Below are 17,750 nucleotides of genomic sequence, written 5' to 3'. Positions count from 1 at the left end.
ATATGTCCCTTTTGCCCGTCGCGGATGCCCTTAAGATTATCGTTGATGCCATTACGCCTTTGGCAGATGACTTGGTGCCATTGGCGAAGGCTAATGGTCGTATACTGGCACAAGACGTCATAGCTACGTTTGACCAGCCACCGTTCGATGGTAGTGCCATGGATGGATATGCTTTGAGCAGCGACGACGGAGCCAAAGGCAACAAGCTACAAATGGTGGGTGTGTCTGCCGCTGGCGAGGCATTTACCGGCACGTTAAAGGCTGGCCAATGCACACGCATCTATACTGGCGCCCCCATGCCTAAAGGCGCTGACTGTGTGATCATGCAGGAAAAAATCACGAGTGACGGTGACCAGGTCATACTCGACGATGACGTGGTTGCTGGACAAAATGTCCGCAACAAAGGCAACGACTTTGCATCGGGCGATGCGCTTCTTCGTTCGGGAACCAAACTATCCCCATTTCATTTGGCACTCGCCGCTGCGGCCAACCACGCTCAATTGCCGTTACGCAATTCACCCACGCTGACCTTGGTGGCGACGGGCGACGAACTGGTGCCTCCTGGCTCGACATTGAAAAAAGATCAAATCATCGCTTCCAACGGGGTCGGGCTGACGCCACTATTCGTTCAATTTGGCGCGACGGTAAAAGATGGCGGTATCATCAAGGATGACAGAGATACGCTAAAAGCCGAATTGAAACGTCTACTGGACGAGGAACCGGACATTCTGGTCACCACCGGTGGGGCCAGCGTAGGCGATCGGGATTATGTCAAAGAAGTGTTGGAAGAACTGGGCGTCGAGCTAAGTTTTTGGCGCATCGCTGTACGCCCGGGCAAACCACTTATGTTTGGCACCATCGGCAAAACCACCATTTTCGGTCTGCCCGGCAATCCGGTTTCTGCATTGGTAACCGGCACGGTTTTCGTGGTGCCTGCGATCAAAGCAAAACTGGGTCAAGACCCATCACATAAAATCGTCAAACTACCACTGCATGGCAACATGAGCGCCAACGGTCCACGTCAACATTATCGACGCGCAAAACTGATTATTTCTGAAAACGGCTCGCTTAGCGTTGACCCAAACATGCAGTCAGACAGCGCCCACCTCACCTCGCTGGCGCAAAGTGACTGCTTTGTGGTGCAACCCCCGCTTTGCGCGGGTAAAGGCGAAGGCGAGATGGTAGATGTGCTGCTTATGCCGTGGGCAAACAGCTAGTTCTTTCCTGGTGCAACAACGATAGAAATTGAGAATATGAAATCAAAGTTGCAATTTCTGTCGATCAAAGCAGTGCCGCTACTCAGGTGGAGCTCGAAGAACCCACGCACCCTAACACCGCCCATTGCTGCAATTGTTTATCTTCTCATCGGTCTGGTTTTTATTGGCTTGGGTGAGGCTTTGCTTGTAGTGGCGGGCGTCGGCGTTAGTCCTTGGATGGTTTTTGCTCAAGGAATTGCAAACAAAACCGGTTGGAGTATCGGATTTGCGACATTCTTTGCCAGTGTCGTCGCCCTGATCTGCTGGGTTCCTCTTAGACAAACTCCCGGCATAGGCACAGTTCTAAACGCCATTGTGATCGCGTTGGTCATCGATCTTTCACTTCCCTACTTACCCGTTTTTGACAGCCTTCTCATTCGTGTGCCCCAAGTCATTTTCGGCATCTTGGCCATTGGGTTTGGCACTGGCCTCTATCTCATCGCCAATCTAGGCCCCGGTCCCAGAGACGGCTTAATGACAGGCCTGCAACGTGTAACCGACCTGCCGACCGTTTGGGTGCGAAGTGGGATTGAGCTGACAGTAGTATTGATCGGTTGGACATTAGGCGGAACCGTGGGTCTTGGCACCATCCTATTTGCGTTCGGAATCGGCCCGTCTGTTGCGGCAAGCATGTATGGATTGAAGAACTGTTTCGAAAATTCTGACGCCGGAGATTAATGTGTTGCCTTGCTTAAAACCCAATTGAGGCCTATCACCTCTTATCGGCCTTTGATTTTTGATCGGAAGTCGTTGCGGGGCATTTGTGGTCGCGCTCTTTCCAAGTATTTCTACACAACTCGTATACAGCAATTGAACACGAGTTATCGTGCTTCATCCCTATTGCTGTTTATTGGCGAAAGGGCTGCTGCGTCAGCAACCTGTTTCTTTGAAATATGCATAGCAAATCAAAGGACCGGATATGATCAAGAAGCACATAGAAGTTGTAACTATTGATACAACTGGCATGAAAGAAACGGCATTCGGCACGGTGGAAACCAGCCGTGGCATTTATGAAATTCTAGATGCCCACTACACCCATGTCACTTTCAATGTCGTCAGCACAATCCAAGAACTTGAACAGATCGCCCTTCTCAAACCTGATTTGGCTGTGCTTTGCGTCAAATACATTTACGATGAAGTCTTGGGGAAAGAAGTTTGGTTGTCTGACTTTTTTGCCGACCGGGAAATCGCATTTACTGGTTCAAACAGGTCAACGCTAAGATACGATTCCGACAAAGCCTTGGCGAAACGAGCCGTTTTTGATGCCGGGTTGCGAACTGCTCGGTTCTTTATGGCGACACCAAAAACGTTTCGGCGGGAAAATCAACTTCCGTTCCCCTTCCCATTGTTCGTGAAGCCAATGGACGCGGCAAATGGGAACGGCATTGACGAAAACTCACTGGTTCATGATTTCCCCAGCTACCTTGCAAAGGTTGATGAGATTTATTCGATCTATGGCGTTCCAGCTCTTGTTGAGACCTATTTATCTGGACGGGAGTTTACGGTCGCTGTGCTAGACGATCCTTCGAACAGCCTGCGTTTAATATCGCCCGTTGAAATTATCGTGCCCGTCAACATAAGGGGTGATCGGATATTAGGCTGTTTGGAGAAATCCAGAAACAATGAACAACTTGGCCAACTCTTCGAGCCGGAACTGTCATTGATCAAGAGATTTGTTGATCAAATTTTTACGGCACTAAAAGTGCAAGATTTTGGCCGCATCGATATCAAAATGGATGATAACGACGTACCCTATTTCATGGAAGCAAATCTAGTCCCCGGCATGACCCCGGTATCTAGCTATTTCCCGAGAGCATGTTTTGAAAACTACGGCATGAGTTACAAAGATGTCGTTCTTAAAATTGTCTCACTTGCCCTCGTTCGCGCTGAAATGCCGGCAGAATTGCCACCAACCGATTTGGTTCCTATTGCTGCTTGAGATTCGGTCTTGGATGGGTTTGAACGCTTGGAATTCATATTTGCAAATCATTCGCAATAGCTGTTGCAAACGATTTGCAGTTGCACTAGCGTAATCTCAACAAACAAATTGAGTTGATAGGTAAATAGATGTCTTTAACGAAGTCTTTTGTCGCGCTGGGTGCTCTTCTTGCTGGATTGGCCATCAGCACAGCAACGCCGGCACTTGCCAAGTTCAAGGCCGTCACCACCTTTACCATCATCGCGGATATGGCGCGGAATGTGGCTGGTGATGTGGCTATTGTTGAATCTGTTACAAAACCTGGCGCGGAAATTCATAATTATCAACCGACGCCACGCGACATAATTCGCGCGCAAGATGCCGATCTGATTTTATGGAATGGTTTGGGATTGGAATTGTGGTTTGAAAAGTTTTTCAACAATCTCCGCGATGTGCCAAGCGTCACTTTAAGTGACGGCGTTGTTCCGATGGGCATTTCCAATGGCCCCTATTCCGGCAAACCAAATCCACATGCATGGATGTCGGCAAGTGATGCGATGATCTATGTCGATAATATTGCAAAGGCATTTGCAACGCATGACCCTGAAAATGCACAAACTTATCTTGCAAACGCTGAGCGTTACAAAACTGAAATTACGGCCACAGTAGACCCTATTCGAGCGGCAATTTCACAAATTCCAGAAGACCAGCGTTGGTTGGTGACGAGCGAAGGGGCATTTAGTTATTTGGCCAGAGATTTCGGCCTTAAAGAATTGTATCTTTGGCCAATCAACGCAGATCAGCAAGGCACACCGCAGCAAGTACGAAATGTGATTGACCAAATTCGTTCCAACAACATCAAAGCGATATTTAGCGAAAGCACCATTTCATCTTCACCGGCGGAACAGGTTGCCCGCGAAACTGATGCTCAATATGCTGGTATTTTGTATGTGGACTCGTTGACTGATGAGAACGGGGCCGTGCCGACATTCCTTGATTTATTGCGGGTTACATCTCAAACCATTGCCGATGGGCTGTCACAATGAACGATTTGCATGACACTATAGTTGAGAATAACTCCCAACAGGGCATCAATGTGTCCAATGTTACCGTGACGTATCGCAATGGGCACACCGCCTTGCGCGACGCTACGTTTCAGTTGCCAAGAGGCACGATAGCAGCGCTGGTGGGCATTAATGGCAGTGGTAAATCCACCTTATTCAAATCCATTATGGGCTTTGCGCCAATTTCCACTGGCGACGTACAAATTTTAGGACGCTCCGTCCGCGACGTTTTAAAAGAAAATCTGGTTGCCTATGTGCCCCAAACCGAAGATGTCGATTGGAACTTCCCAGTTTTGGTCGAAGACGTGGTGATGATGGGGCGTTATGGACATATGGGCTTTTTGCGCCGCCCGAAAAAGCACGACCATGAAATGGTCAATCAGGCATTGGCCCGTGTGAACATGGAAGAGTTTCGGCATCGGCAAATTGGCGAACTTTCCGGCGGACAGAAGAAGCGCGTTTTTCTTGCCCGCGCTTTGGCACAAGAAGGCGAAGTCATTCTATTGGACGAACCGTTCACTGGGGTTGATGTCAAAACCGAAGACACCATTATTGCGCTATTACGGGCGTTGCGCGACGAAGGCAAAGTCATCCTCGTATCCACCCATAATTTGGGATCAGTGCCCGAGTTCTGCGACCGCACCATTTTGGTAAAAGGTACTGTCCTTGCTTATGGCAAAACAGCAGATGTCTTCACCCAAGATAATCTGGAAAAAGCATTTGGCGGCGTACTGCGTCATTTCGTGTTTGGTGGCACCGATTTGCACGACGATGAAGATGCAAGGCAAATCGCTGTCATCACCGACGACGAACGCCCTCTCGTGATGTATGGCGAGCAGAACAAGATGAAACATCGACGTTCGAAGAGCCGAAAAGATGATTGATCTGCTGCTCGAACCCCTCACCTATAGCTATATGCGCAACGCCATTTGGGTTAGCGCGCTGGTGGGCGCCGTATGCGCGTTTCTGTCTGCTTATTTGATGCTCAAAGGGTGGTCGCTGATCGGCGACGCGCTCTCCCATTCAATTGTTCCCGGTGTTGCTGGAGCCTACATGCTCGGCCTGCCATTTTCCGTTGGGGCGTTCTTTTCTGGTGCTTTGGCCTCTGGGGCGATGTTGTTTCTCAACCAACGCACCAAGTTGCGAGAAGATGCGATTATCGGCCTTATCTTTACATCGTTCTTTGGGCTGGGATTATTTATGGTGTCGATATTTCCCACATCGGTGAATATTCAAACCATCGTGCTAGGCAATATTCTTGCTGTCACGCCTTCAGATATGGTGCAATTGGTCATCATCTCAGTGATTTCACTCTCCATTTTATTGTTGAAATGGAAAGACTTAATGGTGACATTTTTTGACGAGGAACATGCACGCTCCATCGGCATCAACCCCACTGCTTTGAAAATCTTGTTTTTCACGCTTTTGAGCGCCTGCACGGTCGCTGCGTTGCAAACTGTTGGGGCGTTTCTCGTTATCGCAATGGTCGTCACACCCGGCGCAACAGCCTATCTTTTAACGGATAGATTCCCCCGCTTGATCGCCGTTAGCGTCTTTATCGGCACCATGAGTGCCTTGGTCGGGGCTTACATAAGTTACTTTTTAGACGGGGCAACCGGCGGCATTATTGTTGTGCTGCAAACGCTCGCGTTTCTAACGGCATTTGTATTTGCGCCAAAGCACGGCATTCTTGCCCAACGCAAACGCCGAATGGCACAGCCGGAGGCAAGCCAATGAGCGAATTCTTCGAACTGGCATTAATGCCGTTCCAATTTGAATTCATGCGCAATGCGTTCATCATCTCGATTTTGGTGTCTATTCCCGCCGCGCTTTTATCTTGCTTTTTGGTGCTAAAGGGTTGGTCCTTGATGGGCGATGCCATTTCACATGCAGTTCTTCCGGGCATAGTACTTGCCTATATTTTAAACATCCCGCTTGCGATTGGCGCGTTTGCCGCTGGCATGACCTGCGCAATTTCGACGGGCTACATAACCGAAAACGCGCGCGTTAAAGAAGATACGGTAATGGGGGTCGTGTTTTCGGGCATGTTCGGCCTTGGCATTGTGCTTTACACAAAAATTGAAACAGACATCCATCTTGATCACATCTTGTTTGGCGACATGCTTGGCATCAGCGTTTATGACCTGTTTGAAACAGGTATTATCTCCGCGCTCATCGCCATTTTGATCGCGTTCAGATGGCGAGATTTGTTGCTATACATATTCGACCCTCAACATGCTAGTGCCATCGGACTGCCGGTTAAATGGCTGCACTACGGCCTTTTAGCGATTATTTCACTCAGCGTTGTGGCCGCGCTTAAAGCGGTCGGCATCATCCTCGCCATTGCACTTTTGGTCGCACCGGGGGCTATTGCTTATCTCATCACCCGTCGAATTGAGCAGATGTTAATTTGGGCATTATGCATATGTGTGGGGTCTGCTTTTACCGGGGTTTATCTTGCTTTTTTCATCGACAGCGCACCTGCCCCAACCATTGTTCTCGTCATGACGGTGCTTTTTGTGATTGCGTTTTTCCTGTCGCCAAATGCCAAAAAACTATCCGGCGTAGAGACAGAAGTTTCACCTCAATAAAAAAGGGCGGTGTTGATTAGACCGCCCCTTCATACGTTGTTTATTGATGATAGTTTCGTTCATCGCTAAGCCCTATATCTTTTCTAATATGCGGGCTTAATTCACCAGCCCCCAGATAATAGGCACGTACCAATTTCCGTTTTTGACGTGCCTCAATATAGTTCAGGAAAACCTGACCAAAGCGGCCTAATCGTTCGAAATATTGCTCCGATATTGCGTGTTGTTTTTTCATGTGAATATGCTCGGCCAGAACCACAAAGCTCCGCCGCTCCTCATTTTGAATAAATTTGTACTGAAATCACCGCGCAAAACTGCGCAGGAACGAACAGCGACTGATTGTTGATCATCCACACCGTGTGCAGACAAAGAGAGTTGAAAGGTGAATCCTAAAATGCAGCAGCTAGGACGCTGGACAAAGGATCAGTTGCGCTAGTGTTAAACTGGCAAACAATTTGCCAGAAGCGTTTGAAATGTGAACATATGAAACCTCCTTGGCGTTATGGCTGGCGGGACCAACCTGTTTTAAAGACAATCGTGCAATACGCTCGCAGAAATGCAACTGCAACTAAAAACTGCGACAGTTTGGCACATGCGCTCCAATTGTTGCAATTTGAACACATAGTTAGGTCGCCCCAAAATGGATACAAATTCTGCACCACTTGCAGAACATATAAAGAACAGTTATAGTTGTTCAACATTTGTTCCGATTCTATTTCAGGCTGTAAAGGACTTCAAAATGTTGACCCGCAAGCAACATGAACTGCTTATGTTCATTCATGAGCGCATGAAGGAAAGTGGTGTACCGCCCTCATTTGATGAGATGAAGGATGCTTTGGACTTAAAGTCCAAGTCCGGTATTCACCGCTTAATTACAGCTTTGGAGGAACGGGGCTTTATTCGTCGCCTGCCCAACAGGGCGCGAGCGATGGAAGTCATTCGTTTGCCAGACAGTATGAACCCGTCTCTTGGTGGTAAGAAGTCCAAGTTCGAACCCAGTGTCATTCAAGGTGATCTTGGCCGCGCCAGAGAACCTGTTTCCGCCTCCACAATTGCGCAGGATGAAAACCCCAACGCGCCTGTTACGATCCCTGTGATGGGACGAATTGCGGCCGGTGTTCCTATTGCAGCCATTCAAGAACAAAGTCACACCATATCGGTTCCACCTGAAATGTTGGCTGGCGGCGAGCATTATGCGCTCGAGGTTAGCGGCGACTCTATGATTGATGCAGGCATTTTTGATGGTGACACGGTACTGATCAAAAAGCAGGTTACGGCCAGCAATGGTGAAATTGTTGTCGCTTTGGTCAATGACGAGGAAGCAACATTGAAACGTTTGCGCAAAAAAGGTCAGTCCGTGGCCTTAGAAGCAGCAAACCCTGCTTATGAAACAAGAATTTTCGGCCCTGACCAAGTAGCGGTTCAAGGACGATTGGTTGGTTTATTTCGCAAGTACTGACCCCGTTGGGACCTAGTGGCCCCAACATCCCCGATTGCGAACACTTGACCCGACAGCTATGCTTTTCGCATCGGTTGCTCGGGTTTTTTTATGCACTCAAGGACGCCATGGTCGGTTTTCATCGTCTAGTGCCCACTTCACGTCAAAACCTCCGGTTTTGTTCCTAAATAATGTGGCGACGCCGAACCGGTCTAATTCTTTTTGTGTAATCACTAACGCGTTCGGGCAACTAACGGACCGCCGTTGCCTAACGATCAGGATGTCGGCATTGGGGCAATCTTCCCGTAAGCCAACGCTGTTTTTAACTGCAGAAATGACAAGTCCGTCGATCTGAGCGCTGCAGCCATGTTTGTCACAATTGCCAATCGCTTCATTGTTTAGCATATCGGCGCCAAACCGTTCAGACCAAGCCCTTGTTGTAAAACTGTTTGATTTGCGGCCGAGCTGATTGAACGACGCCCCATTATTTACAATTATCGCTTGTGTGCTGTCAGATATAACTGCAAACGGAAGTCTGGCTGGCCCGAAAGCAAACAGGCAGATTGAGAAAACAATTGGTGCGGCAAATTTGATTTTTCCATGGAAAAAGCTCAACCATCCGAGCATCACCAAACATGCAGGCAAAACCCAATTTGCCAACATTGGCGTCTGTGTGAAATCTGCACTTATGGCCGAAATATGTTTAGCAATTTGAACGATCAAATCGATGCCTGCGCCCATCAACAGCAAAAATGGTTCCTCAAGACCAAGAGGCATTAAAAGCACCGAAATCAATCCACACGGTAAAACAAAAAACCCAACAATGGGCACTGCGATCAGGTTGCCGAGCAAACCTAGCGGCGCGAATTGTTGAAAATGCACCGCAGCAATCGGGGCTGTCGCAATTCCAGCGATCAAGCTGGTTAGCGCAATCCCGCCAAACAATTTTGCCCAATAGGGAAAAACGATGGCCGACCGGCCAATGCCTGCGTAAACTGCGACCAGTCCGACCACTGCAGCAAAAGATAGCTGGAACCCAGGTTTGAAAATCTCATGCGGAAACATCAAGATGATCACAATCGCCGCAAGAGCAACGTTACGCATGGTGATGGCGCGGCGGCCCACAATGATAGCCATAAAAGCCAAAACCAACATCAAAGTAGCCCTTTGGGTCGCCAAATTTGAACCAGAAATCAAAAGATACGCAATTGCCACCCCAATCGCCACCAATGCCGCCATTGGTTTTATCCGTCGGTCATGCCGCACCAATTGCGATATAAACAGTCGAACCAGAATAAATACACTGCCCACAACCAACGTGAGATGAAGCCCGGAAATGGCAAGCACATGTGCCAATCCCGCATTCGCAATTTCCTCTCGAAGCTCGCTGGCAATGCCAGATTGGTCACCAATTATCAGTGCTCGTGCAATGCCCGACTGCTGATCTGACAAATATTGATCCAACCGATTTCCAATCGACCACCTCAACCCATCAATGTTTGCCGAAAGAGATTTTCCACCAGGCTCAATTATTTTGGCTGGTCCCAAGGAACTTGCAAACCCACCTACTCCCGCGAAAAAACTGTGAAATTGCGCATCATAACTATCAGCGTAAACCGGCTTGGGCACGGGAATAATTCGCGCCCGCAATTCAATTCGATCACCCAGCTGGAATGCATTTTCCGGGTCAAAATGTTCGCTTTTTACGTTCAGCCGCAAACGCCGAACATTCACCAAGCGCGTATCACCAGCCAGTTGGTCAATCACCAGCCGTTCTTTACTACCTTGGATGACCGTTCGGGCAACAACTACGCCCGAAAGCTGGTCAACTGCCATAGGATAGCTGATCATGAAGGTGCCGAACCATTGGGCGCTCAGCGAAATTAAGGAATAGCCAAACCAAGCAGCAAGTGTCAGCGCTAAAGCCCTTCCTGTTCGCTGCCGAATTCGTTGCCAAATAAAGCAAATACCCAGCACGAAAAGAACGAACAAAACCGCCATCCAGTTTGGTTCAAACCGAACATTTTTATAGATGGAAATGCCAAATATCAGCGCAAATGGCAGCAGCACAATGAACTGACGATGATAAATTGCACTAGAAACGGCATCGGCGAGCAGATTAGCAGGCGATTTGCGTTGTTTTACTGCCGCATTCGGGCGCAACCTTACAGGTTCGTCGCCCTTGGGCGACAATTGAGTATGGCTTTTAAGTATCGTTTCGCCTTCAAAAGCGGCCATTAGCTCGCCTCTATCTTGCGCAATATTCCGCTTATGTTACACATGCTGCAAAATTTCGCCAGCATTGCCTCCATCTCGGAGCAACAAGCGGTGCCATCAGCCTTCATTTGATAATTGAGAACGCTCAGCATGACAGATAAAGTGATTACACGGTTTGCGCCGTCACCAACCGGATTTTTGCACATCGGCAATGCCCGCACTGCCCTTTTCAACTGGGCCTTGGCCAAATCTCTTGGCGGCGAAATGTTGCTGCGCATTGAGGATACCGACAAAGATCGCTCAACCGACGAAGCCATTGCTGCCATCATCACCGGCATGGATTGGTTGGGGCTGGACTATGCAGGTGAGCCAATCTTCCAGTCGAAAAACATCGATCGACACACCGAAATTGCCAATCAATTGCTGTCGGAAGGCAAAGCCTATAAATGCTACGCCACCGCTGAAGAATTGACGCAAATGCGTGAGAAGGCGAAAGCAGACGGACGCCCAATGGTCTATGATCGTCGTTGGCGAGATCGGCCTGAAAGCGATGCGCCAGCAAATACACCATTTGTCGTGCGGATCAAAGCACCAACCAGCGGCGAAATCGTGGTTCATGACAAGGTGCAAGGCGACGTGCATTTCAAGGCTGAAAACCTTGATGATTTTGTTATTCTGCGCTCTGACGGTTCCCCGACCTATTTGTTGGCCGTTGTGGTTGACGATCACGATATGGGGGTCACTCACATTTTGCGCGGTGACGACCATTTGGTGAATTCGGCAAGACAAATCACGATTTATAATGCGCTTGATTGGCACATTCCGACGATGGCGCACACGCCGCTTATTCACGGACCAGATGGTGCAAAACTGTCAAAACGGCATGGCGCACTTGGCGTAGAAGACTATCGACGTATGGGCTATCTACCTGAAACAATTCGCAATTATTTTGCACGTCTAGGTTGGGCCCATGGCGATGAGGAAATTTTCTCATCGGAGCAGTTTATCGAGTGGTTTTCATATGGCGGGCTTAACAAAGGCGCCAGCCGCATTGATTTTGCCAAAATGGAAAATGTGAACGCGCATTACATTAAGGCAAGTGAAGACGCACGCCTGTTTGATTTAATGGTGTCGCTTGCAGAAGAAATTGAAGATGAAACGGCGCTCAAAGGTCTAACCAAGCACGCTGAAACGGTTAGGGAGGCCCTGCCCGCACTTAAGACCCGCGCCAAAACCATTCTCGAGTTGAACAAGGCCGCCGAATTTATTTTTGCCGCTCGTCCACTTGCGTTTGAAGATAAAGCATTGGCGGCGACACAGGGTGAAAACTTGGACATTCTTCGCAATGTCCAACCAGTTCTCCAAGGACTGAACGATTGGTCCCACGATGGAATCGATGCTGCGCTTCGCGCTTTTGCGGAACAAAACGATCTCAAGTTTGGCAAAGTGGCTCAACCAATTCGGGCAGCTGTGACCGCAAAGAACGCCTCCCCCGGCTGTTTTGATGTTTTGTTACTGTTAGGCAAAGAAGAAAGTTTGTCTCGTCTGAGCGAAACCACTGCGGTATAAACACGCAATTTGGTATTGGATTGGCGTTCATCGCTTGCGAATTAACGTCAAATCCGGTACCTCATGCGCAACCTGATTTGCAGGTCGACGACGCTTACGTTTGTGGGGACGATTCGCTGAGTCTAAATTTTTTGAAATCTTGAAGGAGGCCTTGCTTATGACCGATCGGATTGCAAAATTAGAAATTGATGGCAAAAGTTATGAATTCCCCATAATTTCAGGCACAGTTGGTCCTGACGTTATCGATATCCGTTCTCTATATGCTCAAACCGGGCATTTCACATTTGATCCAGGATACACGTCCACCGGATCTACAGAATCAGCAATCACCTATATTGATGGCGGCAAAGGTACTTTGTTGTACCGTGGCTATCCAATCGAACAACTAGCTGAAAAATCAAGCTTTTTGGAAGTCTCCTATTTGCTCTTAAAGGGTGAGTTGCCGACCGCCGACCAGTTTGCGGAATTTTCAAACACCGTCACACGACACACTATGCTACATCAGCAAATGGGGAAGTTTTTTGAAGGTTTCCGCCGCGATGCGCACCCAATGGCTATTGTTTGTGGTGCAGTTGGCGCAATGTCTGCATTCTATCACGATTCAACAGACATTACCGATCCGGCGCAGCGCGTTATTGCCTCGCACCGTTTGATCGCTAAAATCCCAACAATCGTTTCATGGGCATACAAATACTCCATCGGGCAACCGTTTGTTTCACCACGCAATGATCTTGATTACGCGTCAAATTTCTTGCGCATGTGTTTTGCTGTACCGGCTGAAGAATACGAAGTTTCGCCAACCATCGCCAAGGCGATGGACCGGATTTTCACGCTACACGCCGACCACGAACAAAACGCATCAACATCCACTGTGCGTCTTGCTGGCTCATCACATGCAAACCCATTTGCGTGTATTGCCGCTGGTGTTGCTTCACTTTGGGGCCCTGCACATGGTGGTGCAAACGAAGCTTGCTTGAGCATGCTGCGCGAAATCGGCACTGTTGATCGTATTCCAGAATTTGTAGCCCGGGCAAAAGACAAATCAGATCCATTCCGTTTGATGGGCTTTGGCCACCGCGTTTACAAAAACTTTGATCCTCGTGCCACTGTCATGCAGGCGACGGCGAAAGAAGTGCTTGCGGAGCTTGGTGTTGAAAACAACCCAACGTTACAAGTTGCTCAAGAACTTGAGCGGATCGCTTTGGAAGACGAATACTTCATCGAGAAGAAACTTTATCCAAATGTCGATTTCTATTCGGGCATTATTTTGGATGCGATTGGCTTCCCAACATCAATGTTCACAGCAATTTTCGCCCTCGCGAGAACGGTTGGTTGGACATCGCAATGGGCAGAAATGATCGAAGATCCAAAACAAAAAATAGGTCGTCCGCGCCAGCTATATACTGGCGAGACTTTCCGCGATTATGTGGATATTGCGCAACGCTAGTTCAAAAGTTCGATTACTCGATCTTCTGGGTTTTGACGGGGAGCTTCTGGCTCCCCTTCTTTCATTTTGGTGCGCATTTCTTCAAGTCCGGCGCGTTGGTCAGCCAACACTTTGTCGCTACCCATCAAGTTCTGCACTTCTCGCAAAATCTCATCTGATAAATCACGCATACCGATCACTTCGGGAATGAACTTCCTGCCAACTATTATGTTGTTGAGATTGATCAACGGACGGTTATTTTCTTCATAGGCCCGGATTTGTTTTGGCTCTGCAAGGTATGTCGTAACGTGTGGCACATCGGCAAAACCAATTTCGAGTGTCGCTGTACCTGAAACAGCAATGGCCGATTTGGCACTTTTCACAAACTTTTTGAACGTCTCACGCCCCTCGCCGATGGCAACCAATGGGTCTTGCAATATTTCCGAAACGTTTCGGGACAAGTTCCGGACTGTTGCCAGACAAAGTGGCGTAGTTTGATGCGATTCATGCAGCCAATTCACACTCATTTTCATCTCTGCAAGATTGCGTTTTATCTCGCCCGCACGACTACCCGGTAGCAGCAAAAACTGGTCTTGTGCTGTGTCTTTATCCCCGCGGATCAACCCTTCGCCAATGTGCCCAACATAGTGGCATACCGGTCCGCCAAGCTGTTTGAACACAGCCGGCTCAAAAGGCAACACGCCCAATAGTTCATTGTATAGCGGCTCAATTTCTTTCGCCCGTTCAGGCTTCCATGCCCAAACCGACGGCGCAACGTAAAGAATTATTTTGATATCTGGCAAGGCCTTGCGCACCCGCGCAGCAATGCGATTTGAAAACTCTTGGCTATCGATTAAAACAACAATATCAGGACGTTGGGCGATTATTGCATCAGCTGTTTGCTTTAAACGCCAAAGCAGTTTGGGCAAGCGCATGTAAACATCACGCCATCCCATTACAGCGAGGTCACTCATCGAAAACAGGGATTTTATCCCCACCTCTTCCAATGCCGGGCCGCCAACACCAAACAGCTCAATTTCAGTCTTTAAACGTAGTCTGGTCACTAGATCTGCACCAAGTTGGTCGCCAGAACTTTCACCTGCTACAACAAAAAGGCGCACCTTTTATCCCCACCCAAACGCACTGACGTTCAACTCATTCGCAAGTTCAACAAACCGTTTTCTATCCGCAATCAAACACTTCTGCCCCTCAACCACAATGGAGCCAACACCCGCAGCAGCACAATTAATCACCGTTTCCGGCCCAATCGTCGGCATGTCACCTAGACCACTTTGTTGTGGTTTTGCCACCTTTACCAGCGTCAATTCACCGGATTGAATATTGAGTTTTTCGGCGATAATCTTTGCCCGTTCAATTAGGCTATCCGTGCCCAAAACGTCTTCTGCAGCGATGGGGCGCAGACCATGAAAAACAACTGATTGACCGAGGTCTGTGCGCGCAACCGTCCGGGCCAATTGCACCATATTTCCAAGTACATTCGTCGAAACGTCGGTCTCCGGCCCGCCAATCTGCCCAGGACCAGCGAGTAGTTCCGGCACCAAATCATGAATGCCTTTAATATCAACGCGAGCATCTTTGGCGATTGTACGGTAGGCCGTTTCCAATCCCATGTCGGATACATCCAACTTGCCAGCGTAGTGTTCAACGAGATATTTACCAACATTGGTACGCAATTCCGGTGACAACTCAACTGCCCCAACCGCGCATAAAACCTCGATTTTCTCTGCACGAAGTCGATCAATTAATGTCGTAGGATCACCAACATTGATATTATCAGCAGGGTTAGATGAATTCCCAGTCATGGACCAAATAACAAATTCATCTCTGTACTGTGCCCGAACACCCTGTTCTGAAGCTTTGGCTAGCTCTCCGTTCCCGACAAGCAACGCAAGCTTACTCATGCGAGTCCACGCCGTTTTTGGGCATACACAAGGAACGCTCCGATGGCTTGCGCACGAAATTCACAACAATATCAACAAGTTCATGCCCGTTGAAAATGTCAGCGGCGTCTTCCACCCTCTCTCTCAGGGTACCCTCATTTGAAAAAATCATTCGATAGGCGGCGCGCAGTGTGTGAATTTCTTCCCTGTCAAAATTCCGTCGCTTCAATCCGACCAAATTTAGTCCCCCTAAATAGGCTCGGTTTCCCAACACAGAACCAAAAGGGATCACATCGTTTTCGACCATACTCATTGCGCCGATAATGGAATGAGCACCAATGCGAACAAATTGATGCACCCCACTCAAGCCACCAACAATGGCATGCTCATCAACCGTAACATGCCCGGCGAGCGCCACATGGTTTACGATAACGACGTGGTCGCCCAATTGACAATCGTGCGCCACGTGCGCACCAGCCATTAGCAGCACATCGTTGCCAATTACCGTTTCCATGCCACCACCGCTGGTACCAGGATTGATGGTCACATTCTCACGAATGGTACAATTGTCGCCAATGATCAGTCGGCTTAACTCGCCAGCGTATTTTTTGTCTTGCGGACAATGACCGATGGAAGCGAATGGAAATATTTCGCATCCCGTGCCGATTTCGGTATTGCCAGCCACCGCCACGTGGGAATGCAAGATCGTGTTATCACCAACAGAAATCTCACCGTCCAAAACACTAAAAGCGCCAACGCTGACATTTTCGCCCAGCGAAACATTGTCACCAATAATTGCCGTGGGGTGAATTAAGGTCATAATCTACTCGTCTCTGACAATCATGGCGCCAACTTCGGCTTGTGCAACGACAACGCCGTTAACAATCGCTTTTGCTTCATACTTACCGACATTACGACGACGCTGTATCTTCTTAATGTGATATTCCAACACATCGCCGGGTTCTGTTGTTTTTCGGAACTTAGCTTTGTCAATAGTCAGCAAAAAGACAGCATATTTGTCGCCGCTCTTTTGTTCTTCTGCAATCACAATGGCACCAGCAGTCTGCGCCATACCTTCCAAAATCAGAACGCCGGGAAAAATGGGTTGTCCGGGGAAATGGCCCTGAAAAATTGGCTCGTTAAAGGTGATATTTTTAACGCCAATTGCAGACTCATCACCATCTATCTCAATGATCTTGTCAATCATGAGAAATGGATAACGATGCGGCAAGCATTCCAGCAACCGGCCTATATTTAATGCAGTTAATTCACGCTCAGTCATAAACACCCCAATTACTTCTTAGGTCGAACCAGCCGCCGAATGGCCGCGACCTCTTTGCGCCACAATTTAATATCGGTTGCTGGAGAGCCACCAACCATGCTGCCCTCTGGTACATCTTTGGTTACCAGCGAACATGCAAAAACGATTGCGCCGTCACCAACTTTTACCTTGTTGGAAATACCCGCTCGTCCTGCCAACAAAACGCCATCGCCCAACACAGCAGAACCTGCAAGCCCGACATGCCCTGAAAGCTGACACCGTCGCCCGATTATCGAATTATGAGCGATTTGAACAAGGTTATCAATTTTTGTTTGCTCACCAATAATCGTGTCATCCAATGTGCCTCGATCAATGCTGGTATTTGTGCCGATTTCAACATCATCTTGGATTACCACGCGACCCAATTGTGGGATTTTTCGTGGCCCCGTCGCGTCTGGAAGAAAGCCAAACCCATCTGCACCAATGCGCACCCCGGAATGGATCAAACACTTATCGCCAACATGCGCGAAATAAATCGACACATTGTCAGCAATTGTTGATCCACGACCAACGGTTACCCCACGTCCCAACACTGAATTTGGTCCTAGTACTACGTCATCGCCAATTTTGACGTTATCACCTACCATGACGTTGGGGGCGATATCACACCCTTCCCCGACTTCGACATCACCTGCTTCAAGCGCTGCTGACCAAGACTTTAGCCCTGCATATTGTGTGCGAAGTGAGTTTTCATAAAGTGCGGTAATAAGCAAAGTGAAAGTCTTGTATGGATTTGAAGAAACAATAAATTCAGTTCCTGCAGGACAATGACCCACCATGTTTTCTGGCAATATAACAATGCCGGCCTTAGTTGATTTCAGTGCGTCGACATATTGTTCGCTAGCGACAAACCCCAACTCGCCTTTTTCCAAAAAAGGAACGGTCGAAGCACCCACAATTTGGATAGAAAGGTCAGCATTGCTGACATCAAGCCCATCTTTGGCACTTGCACACTCAAGTAGCTCATCAAGTGTTGGGTGATTATCCAAAGGGAAAAATCGATTATCGACCATATTGCATCCTAAATAAAAGGGATCGCAGATTGTGTCTGC

17 protein-coding genes are annotated in these 17,750 nt (G+C 48.4%); 10 read left to right on the top strand and 7 right to left on the bottom strand.

Annotated features, from left to right (window positions below; genetic code table 11):
* Window positions 1-2: 2 nt before the first annotated feature.
* From ACSHWX_RS06990 to ACSHWX_RS06960, 7 genes are all read left to right on the top strand, one after another.
* A complete protein-coding gene (locus tag ACSHWX_RS06990) occupies window positions 3-1,217 on the top strand; it encodes a molybdopterin molybdotransferase MoeA (protein WP_435667481.1) in 1,215 nt (404 codons plus the stop codon).
* A gap of 36 nt (window positions 1,218-1,253) precedes the next feature.
* On the top strand, window positions 1,254-1,934 hold the full coding sequence (locus ACSHWX_RS06985) for a YczE/YyaS/YitT family protein (protein WP_435667480.1): 681 nt from the start codon (window positions 1,254-1,256) through the stop codon (window positions 1,932-1,934).
* Between the two features lie 241 nt (window positions 1,935-2,175).
* Window positions 2,176-3,195 (top strand): hypothetical protein, encoded by a 1,020-nt coding sequence (locus tag ACSHWX_RS06980; RefSeq protein WP_435667479.1) that lies wholly within the window; start codon window positions 2,176-2,178, stop codon window positions 3,193-3,195.
* Window positions 3,196-3,323: 128 nt separating this feature from the next.
* Entirely contained in the window at window positions 3,324-4,220 is an 897-nt protein-coding gene (locus ACSHWX_RS06975; protein WP_435667478.1) for a metal ABC transporter substrate-binding protein, read from the top strand.
* On the top strand, window positions 4,217-5,122 hold the full coding sequence (locus ACSHWX_RS06970; protein ID WP_435667477.1) for a manganese/iron ABC transporter ATP-binding protein: 906 nt from the start codon (window positions 4,217-4,219) through the stop codon (window positions 5,120-5,122). The genes ACSHWX_RS06975 and ACSHWX_RS06970 overlap by 4 nt, the downstream gene beginning before the upstream one ends.
* Window positions 5,115-5,975: a metal ABC transporter permease gene (locus tag ACSHWX_RS06965; RefSeq protein ID WP_435667476.1), complete on the top strand. Its 861-nt coding sequence runs from the start codon at window positions 5,115-5,117 to the stop codon at window positions 5,973-5,975. Before ACSHWX_RS06970 ends, ACSHWX_RS06965 begins: the two co-directional genes overlap by 8 nt.
* A complete protein-coding gene (locus ACSHWX_RS06960; RefSeq protein ID WP_435667475.1) occupies window positions 5,972-6,829 on the top strand; it encodes a metal ABC transporter permease in 858 nt (285 codons plus the stop codon). The genes ACSHWX_RS06965 and ACSHWX_RS06960 overlap by 4 nt, the downstream gene beginning before the upstream one ends.
* 40 nt (window positions 6,830-6,869) lie before the next feature.
* On the opposite strand, the gene ACSHWX_RS06955 is transcribed toward ACSHWX_RS06960, so the two are convergent.
* Window positions 6,870-7,061, bottom strand: coding sequence for a hypothetical protein (locus ACSHWX_RS06955; RefSeq protein WP_435667474.1), 192 nt, complete (start codon window positions 7,059-7,061; stop codon window positions 6,870-6,872).
* Between the two features lie 504 nt (window positions 7,062-7,565).
* Between ACSHWX_RS06955 and lexA the strand changes: the two genes are divergently transcribed.
* Window positions 7,566-8,285 (top strand): transcriptional repressor LexA, encoded by a 720-nt coding sequence (gene lexA, locus ACSHWX_RS06950; RefSeq protein WP_435667473.1) that lies wholly within the window; start codon window positions 7,566-7,568, stop codon window positions 8,283-8,285.
* Window positions 8,286-8,381: 96 nt separating this feature from the next.
* Here lexA and ACSHWX_RS06945 read toward each other — a convergent pair whose 3' ends face one another.
* Window positions 8,382-10,502, bottom strand: a complete 2,121-nt coding sequence (locus tag ACSHWX_RS06945; RefSeq protein WP_435667472.1) for a ComEC/Rec2 family competence protein — start codon at window positions 10,500-10,502, stop codon at window positions 8,382-8,384.
* Between the two features lie 129 nt (window positions 10,503-10,631).
* Here ACSHWX_RS06945 and gltX point away from each other — a divergent pair, with 129 nt between their 5' ends.
* Both gltX and gltA read left to right on the top strand, forming a co-directional pair.
* Window positions 10,632-12,050, top strand: a complete 1,419-nt coding sequence (gltX, locus tag ACSHWX_RS06940; RefSeq protein WP_435667471.1) for a glutamate--tRNA ligase — start codon at window positions 10,632-10,634, stop codon at window positions 12,048-12,050.
* A 157-nt stretch (window positions 12,051-12,207) separates the two neighbouring features.
* On the top strand, window positions 12,208-13,497 hold the full coding sequence (gene gltA / locus ACSHWX_RS06935) for a citrate synthase (protein ID WP_435667470.1): 1,290 nt from the start codon (window positions 12,208-12,210) through the stop codon (window positions 13,495-13,497).
* Here the strand turns inward: gltA and ACSHWX_RS06930 are convergent.
* The 5 genes from ACSHWX_RS06930 to lpxD are packed head-to-tail and all read right to left on the bottom strand — an operon-like array spanning window position 13,494 to window position 17,711.
* Window positions 13,494-14,597: a lipid-A-disaccharide synthase gene (locus ACSHWX_RS06930; RefSeq protein WP_435667469.1), complete on the bottom strand. Its 1,104-nt coding sequence runs from the start codon at window positions 14,595-14,597 to the stop codon at window positions 13,494-13,496. The genes gltA and ACSHWX_RS06930 overlap by 4 nt on opposite strands.
* Before the next feature lie 3 nt (window positions 14,598-14,600).
* Complete coding sequence (gene lpxI, locus ACSHWX_RS06925; protein ID WP_435667468.1) at window positions 14,601-15,398, bottom strand: UDP-2,3-diacylglucosamine diphosphatase LpxI domain-containing protein; 798 nt, start codon at window positions 15,396-15,398, stop codon at window positions 14,601-14,603.
* Window positions 15,391-16,197 (bottom strand): acyl-ACP--UDP-N-acetylglucosamine O-acyltransferase, encoded by an 807-nt coding sequence (gene lpxA / locus ACSHWX_RS06920; protein WP_435667467.1) that lies wholly within the window; start codon window positions 16,195-16,197, stop codon window positions 15,391-15,393. Before lpxA ends, lpxI begins: the two co-directional genes overlap by 8 nt.
* 3 nt (window positions 16,198-16,200) lie before the next feature.
* A complete protein-coding gene (fabZ, locus tag ACSHWX_RS06915) occupies window positions 16,201-16,659 on the bottom strand; it encodes a 3-hydroxyacyl-ACP dehydratase FabZ (protein ID WP_435667552.1) in 459 nt (152 codons plus the stop codon).
* 11 nt (window positions 16,660-16,670) lie between these two features.
* On the bottom strand, window positions 16,671-17,711 hold the full coding sequence (gene lpxD, locus ACSHWX_RS06910) for a UDP-3-O-(3-hydroxymyristoyl)glucosamine N-acyltransferase (RefSeq protein ID WP_435667466.1): 1,041 nt from the start codon (window positions 17,709-17,711) through the stop codon (window positions 16,671-16,673).
* Between the last annotated feature and the right edge of the window lie 39 nt (window positions 17,712-17,750).

Source organism: Maritalea sp. (assembly GCF_051251695.1).
Classification (GTDB): Bacteria; Pseudomonadota; Alphaproteobacteria; order Rhizobiales; family Devosiaceae; genus Maritalea.
Note: the sequence above shows the minus strand (reverse complement) of the source record. Positions and strands in the feature narration are given on the sequence as shown.

What these genes read in the sequence shown, in the direction of transcription:
- gltA (WP_435667470.1), top strand. Translation starts at nt 12,208, where the DNA reads ATGACCGATCGGATTGCAAAATTAGAAATTGATGGCAAAAGTTATGAA.
- ACSHWX_RS06980 (WP_435667479.1), top strand. Translation starts at nt 2,176, where the DNA reads ATGATCAAGAAGCACATAGAAGTTGTAACTATTGATACAACTGGCATG.
- gltX (WP_435667471.1), top strand. Translation starts at nt 10,632, where the DNA reads ATGACAGATAAAGTGATTACACGGTTTGCGCCGTCACCAACCGGATTT.
- lpxI (WP_435667468.1), bottom strand. Translation starts at nt 15,398, where the DNA reads ATGAGTAAGCTTGCGTTGCTTGTCGGGAACGGAGAGCTAGCCAAAGCT.
- ACSHWX_RS06955 (WP_435667474.1), bottom strand. Translation starts at nt 7,061, where the DNA reads ATGAAAAAACAACACGCAATATCGGAGCAATATTTCGAACGATTAGGC.
- lpxA (WP_435667467.1), bottom strand. Translation starts at nt 16,197, where the DNA reads ATGACCTTAATTCACCCCACGGCAATTATTGGTGACAATGTTTCGCTG.
- ACSHWX_RS06990 (WP_435667481.1), top strand. Translation starts at nt 3, where the DNA reads ATGTCCCTTTTGCCCGTCGCGGATGCCCTTAAGATTATCGTTGATGCC.
- lpxD (WP_435667466.1), bottom strand. Translation starts at nt 17,711, where the DNA reads ATGGTCGATAATCGATTTTTCCCTTTGGATAATCACCCAACACTTGAT.
- ACSHWX_RS06975 (WP_435667478.1), top strand. Translation starts at nt 3,324, where the DNA reads ATGTCTTTAACGAAGTCTTTTGTCGCGCTGGGTGCTCTTCTTGCTGGA.
- fabZ (WP_435667552.1), bottom strand. Translation starts at nt 16,659, where the DNA reads ATGACTGAGCGTGAATTAACTGCATTAAATATAGGCCGGTTGCTGGAA.
- ACSHWX_RS06965 (WP_435667476.1), top strand. Translation starts at nt 5,115, where the DNA reads ATGATTGATCTGCTGCTCGAACCCCTCACCTATAGCTATATGCGCAAC.
- ACSHWX_RS06960 (WP_435667475.1), top strand. Translation starts at nt 5,972, where the DNA reads ATGAGCGAATTCTTCGAACTGGCATTAATGCCGTTCCAATTTGAATTC.
- ACSHWX_RS06985 (WP_435667480.1), top strand. Translation starts at nt 1,254, where the DNA reads ATGAAATCAAAGTTGCAATTTCTGTCGATCAAAGCAGTGCCGCTACTC.
- lexA (WP_435667473.1), top strand. Translation starts at nt 7,566, where the DNA reads ATGTTGACCCGCAAGCAACATGAACTGCTTATGTTCATTCATGAGCGC.
- ACSHWX_RS06970 (WP_435667477.1), top strand. Translation starts at nt 4,217, where the DNA reads ATGAACGATTTGCATGACACTATAGTTGAGAATAACTCCCAACAGGGC.
- ACSHWX_RS06945 (WP_435667472.1), bottom strand. Translation starts at nt 10,502, where the DNA reads ATGGCCGCTTTTGAAGGCGAAACGATACTTAAAAGCCATACTCAATTG.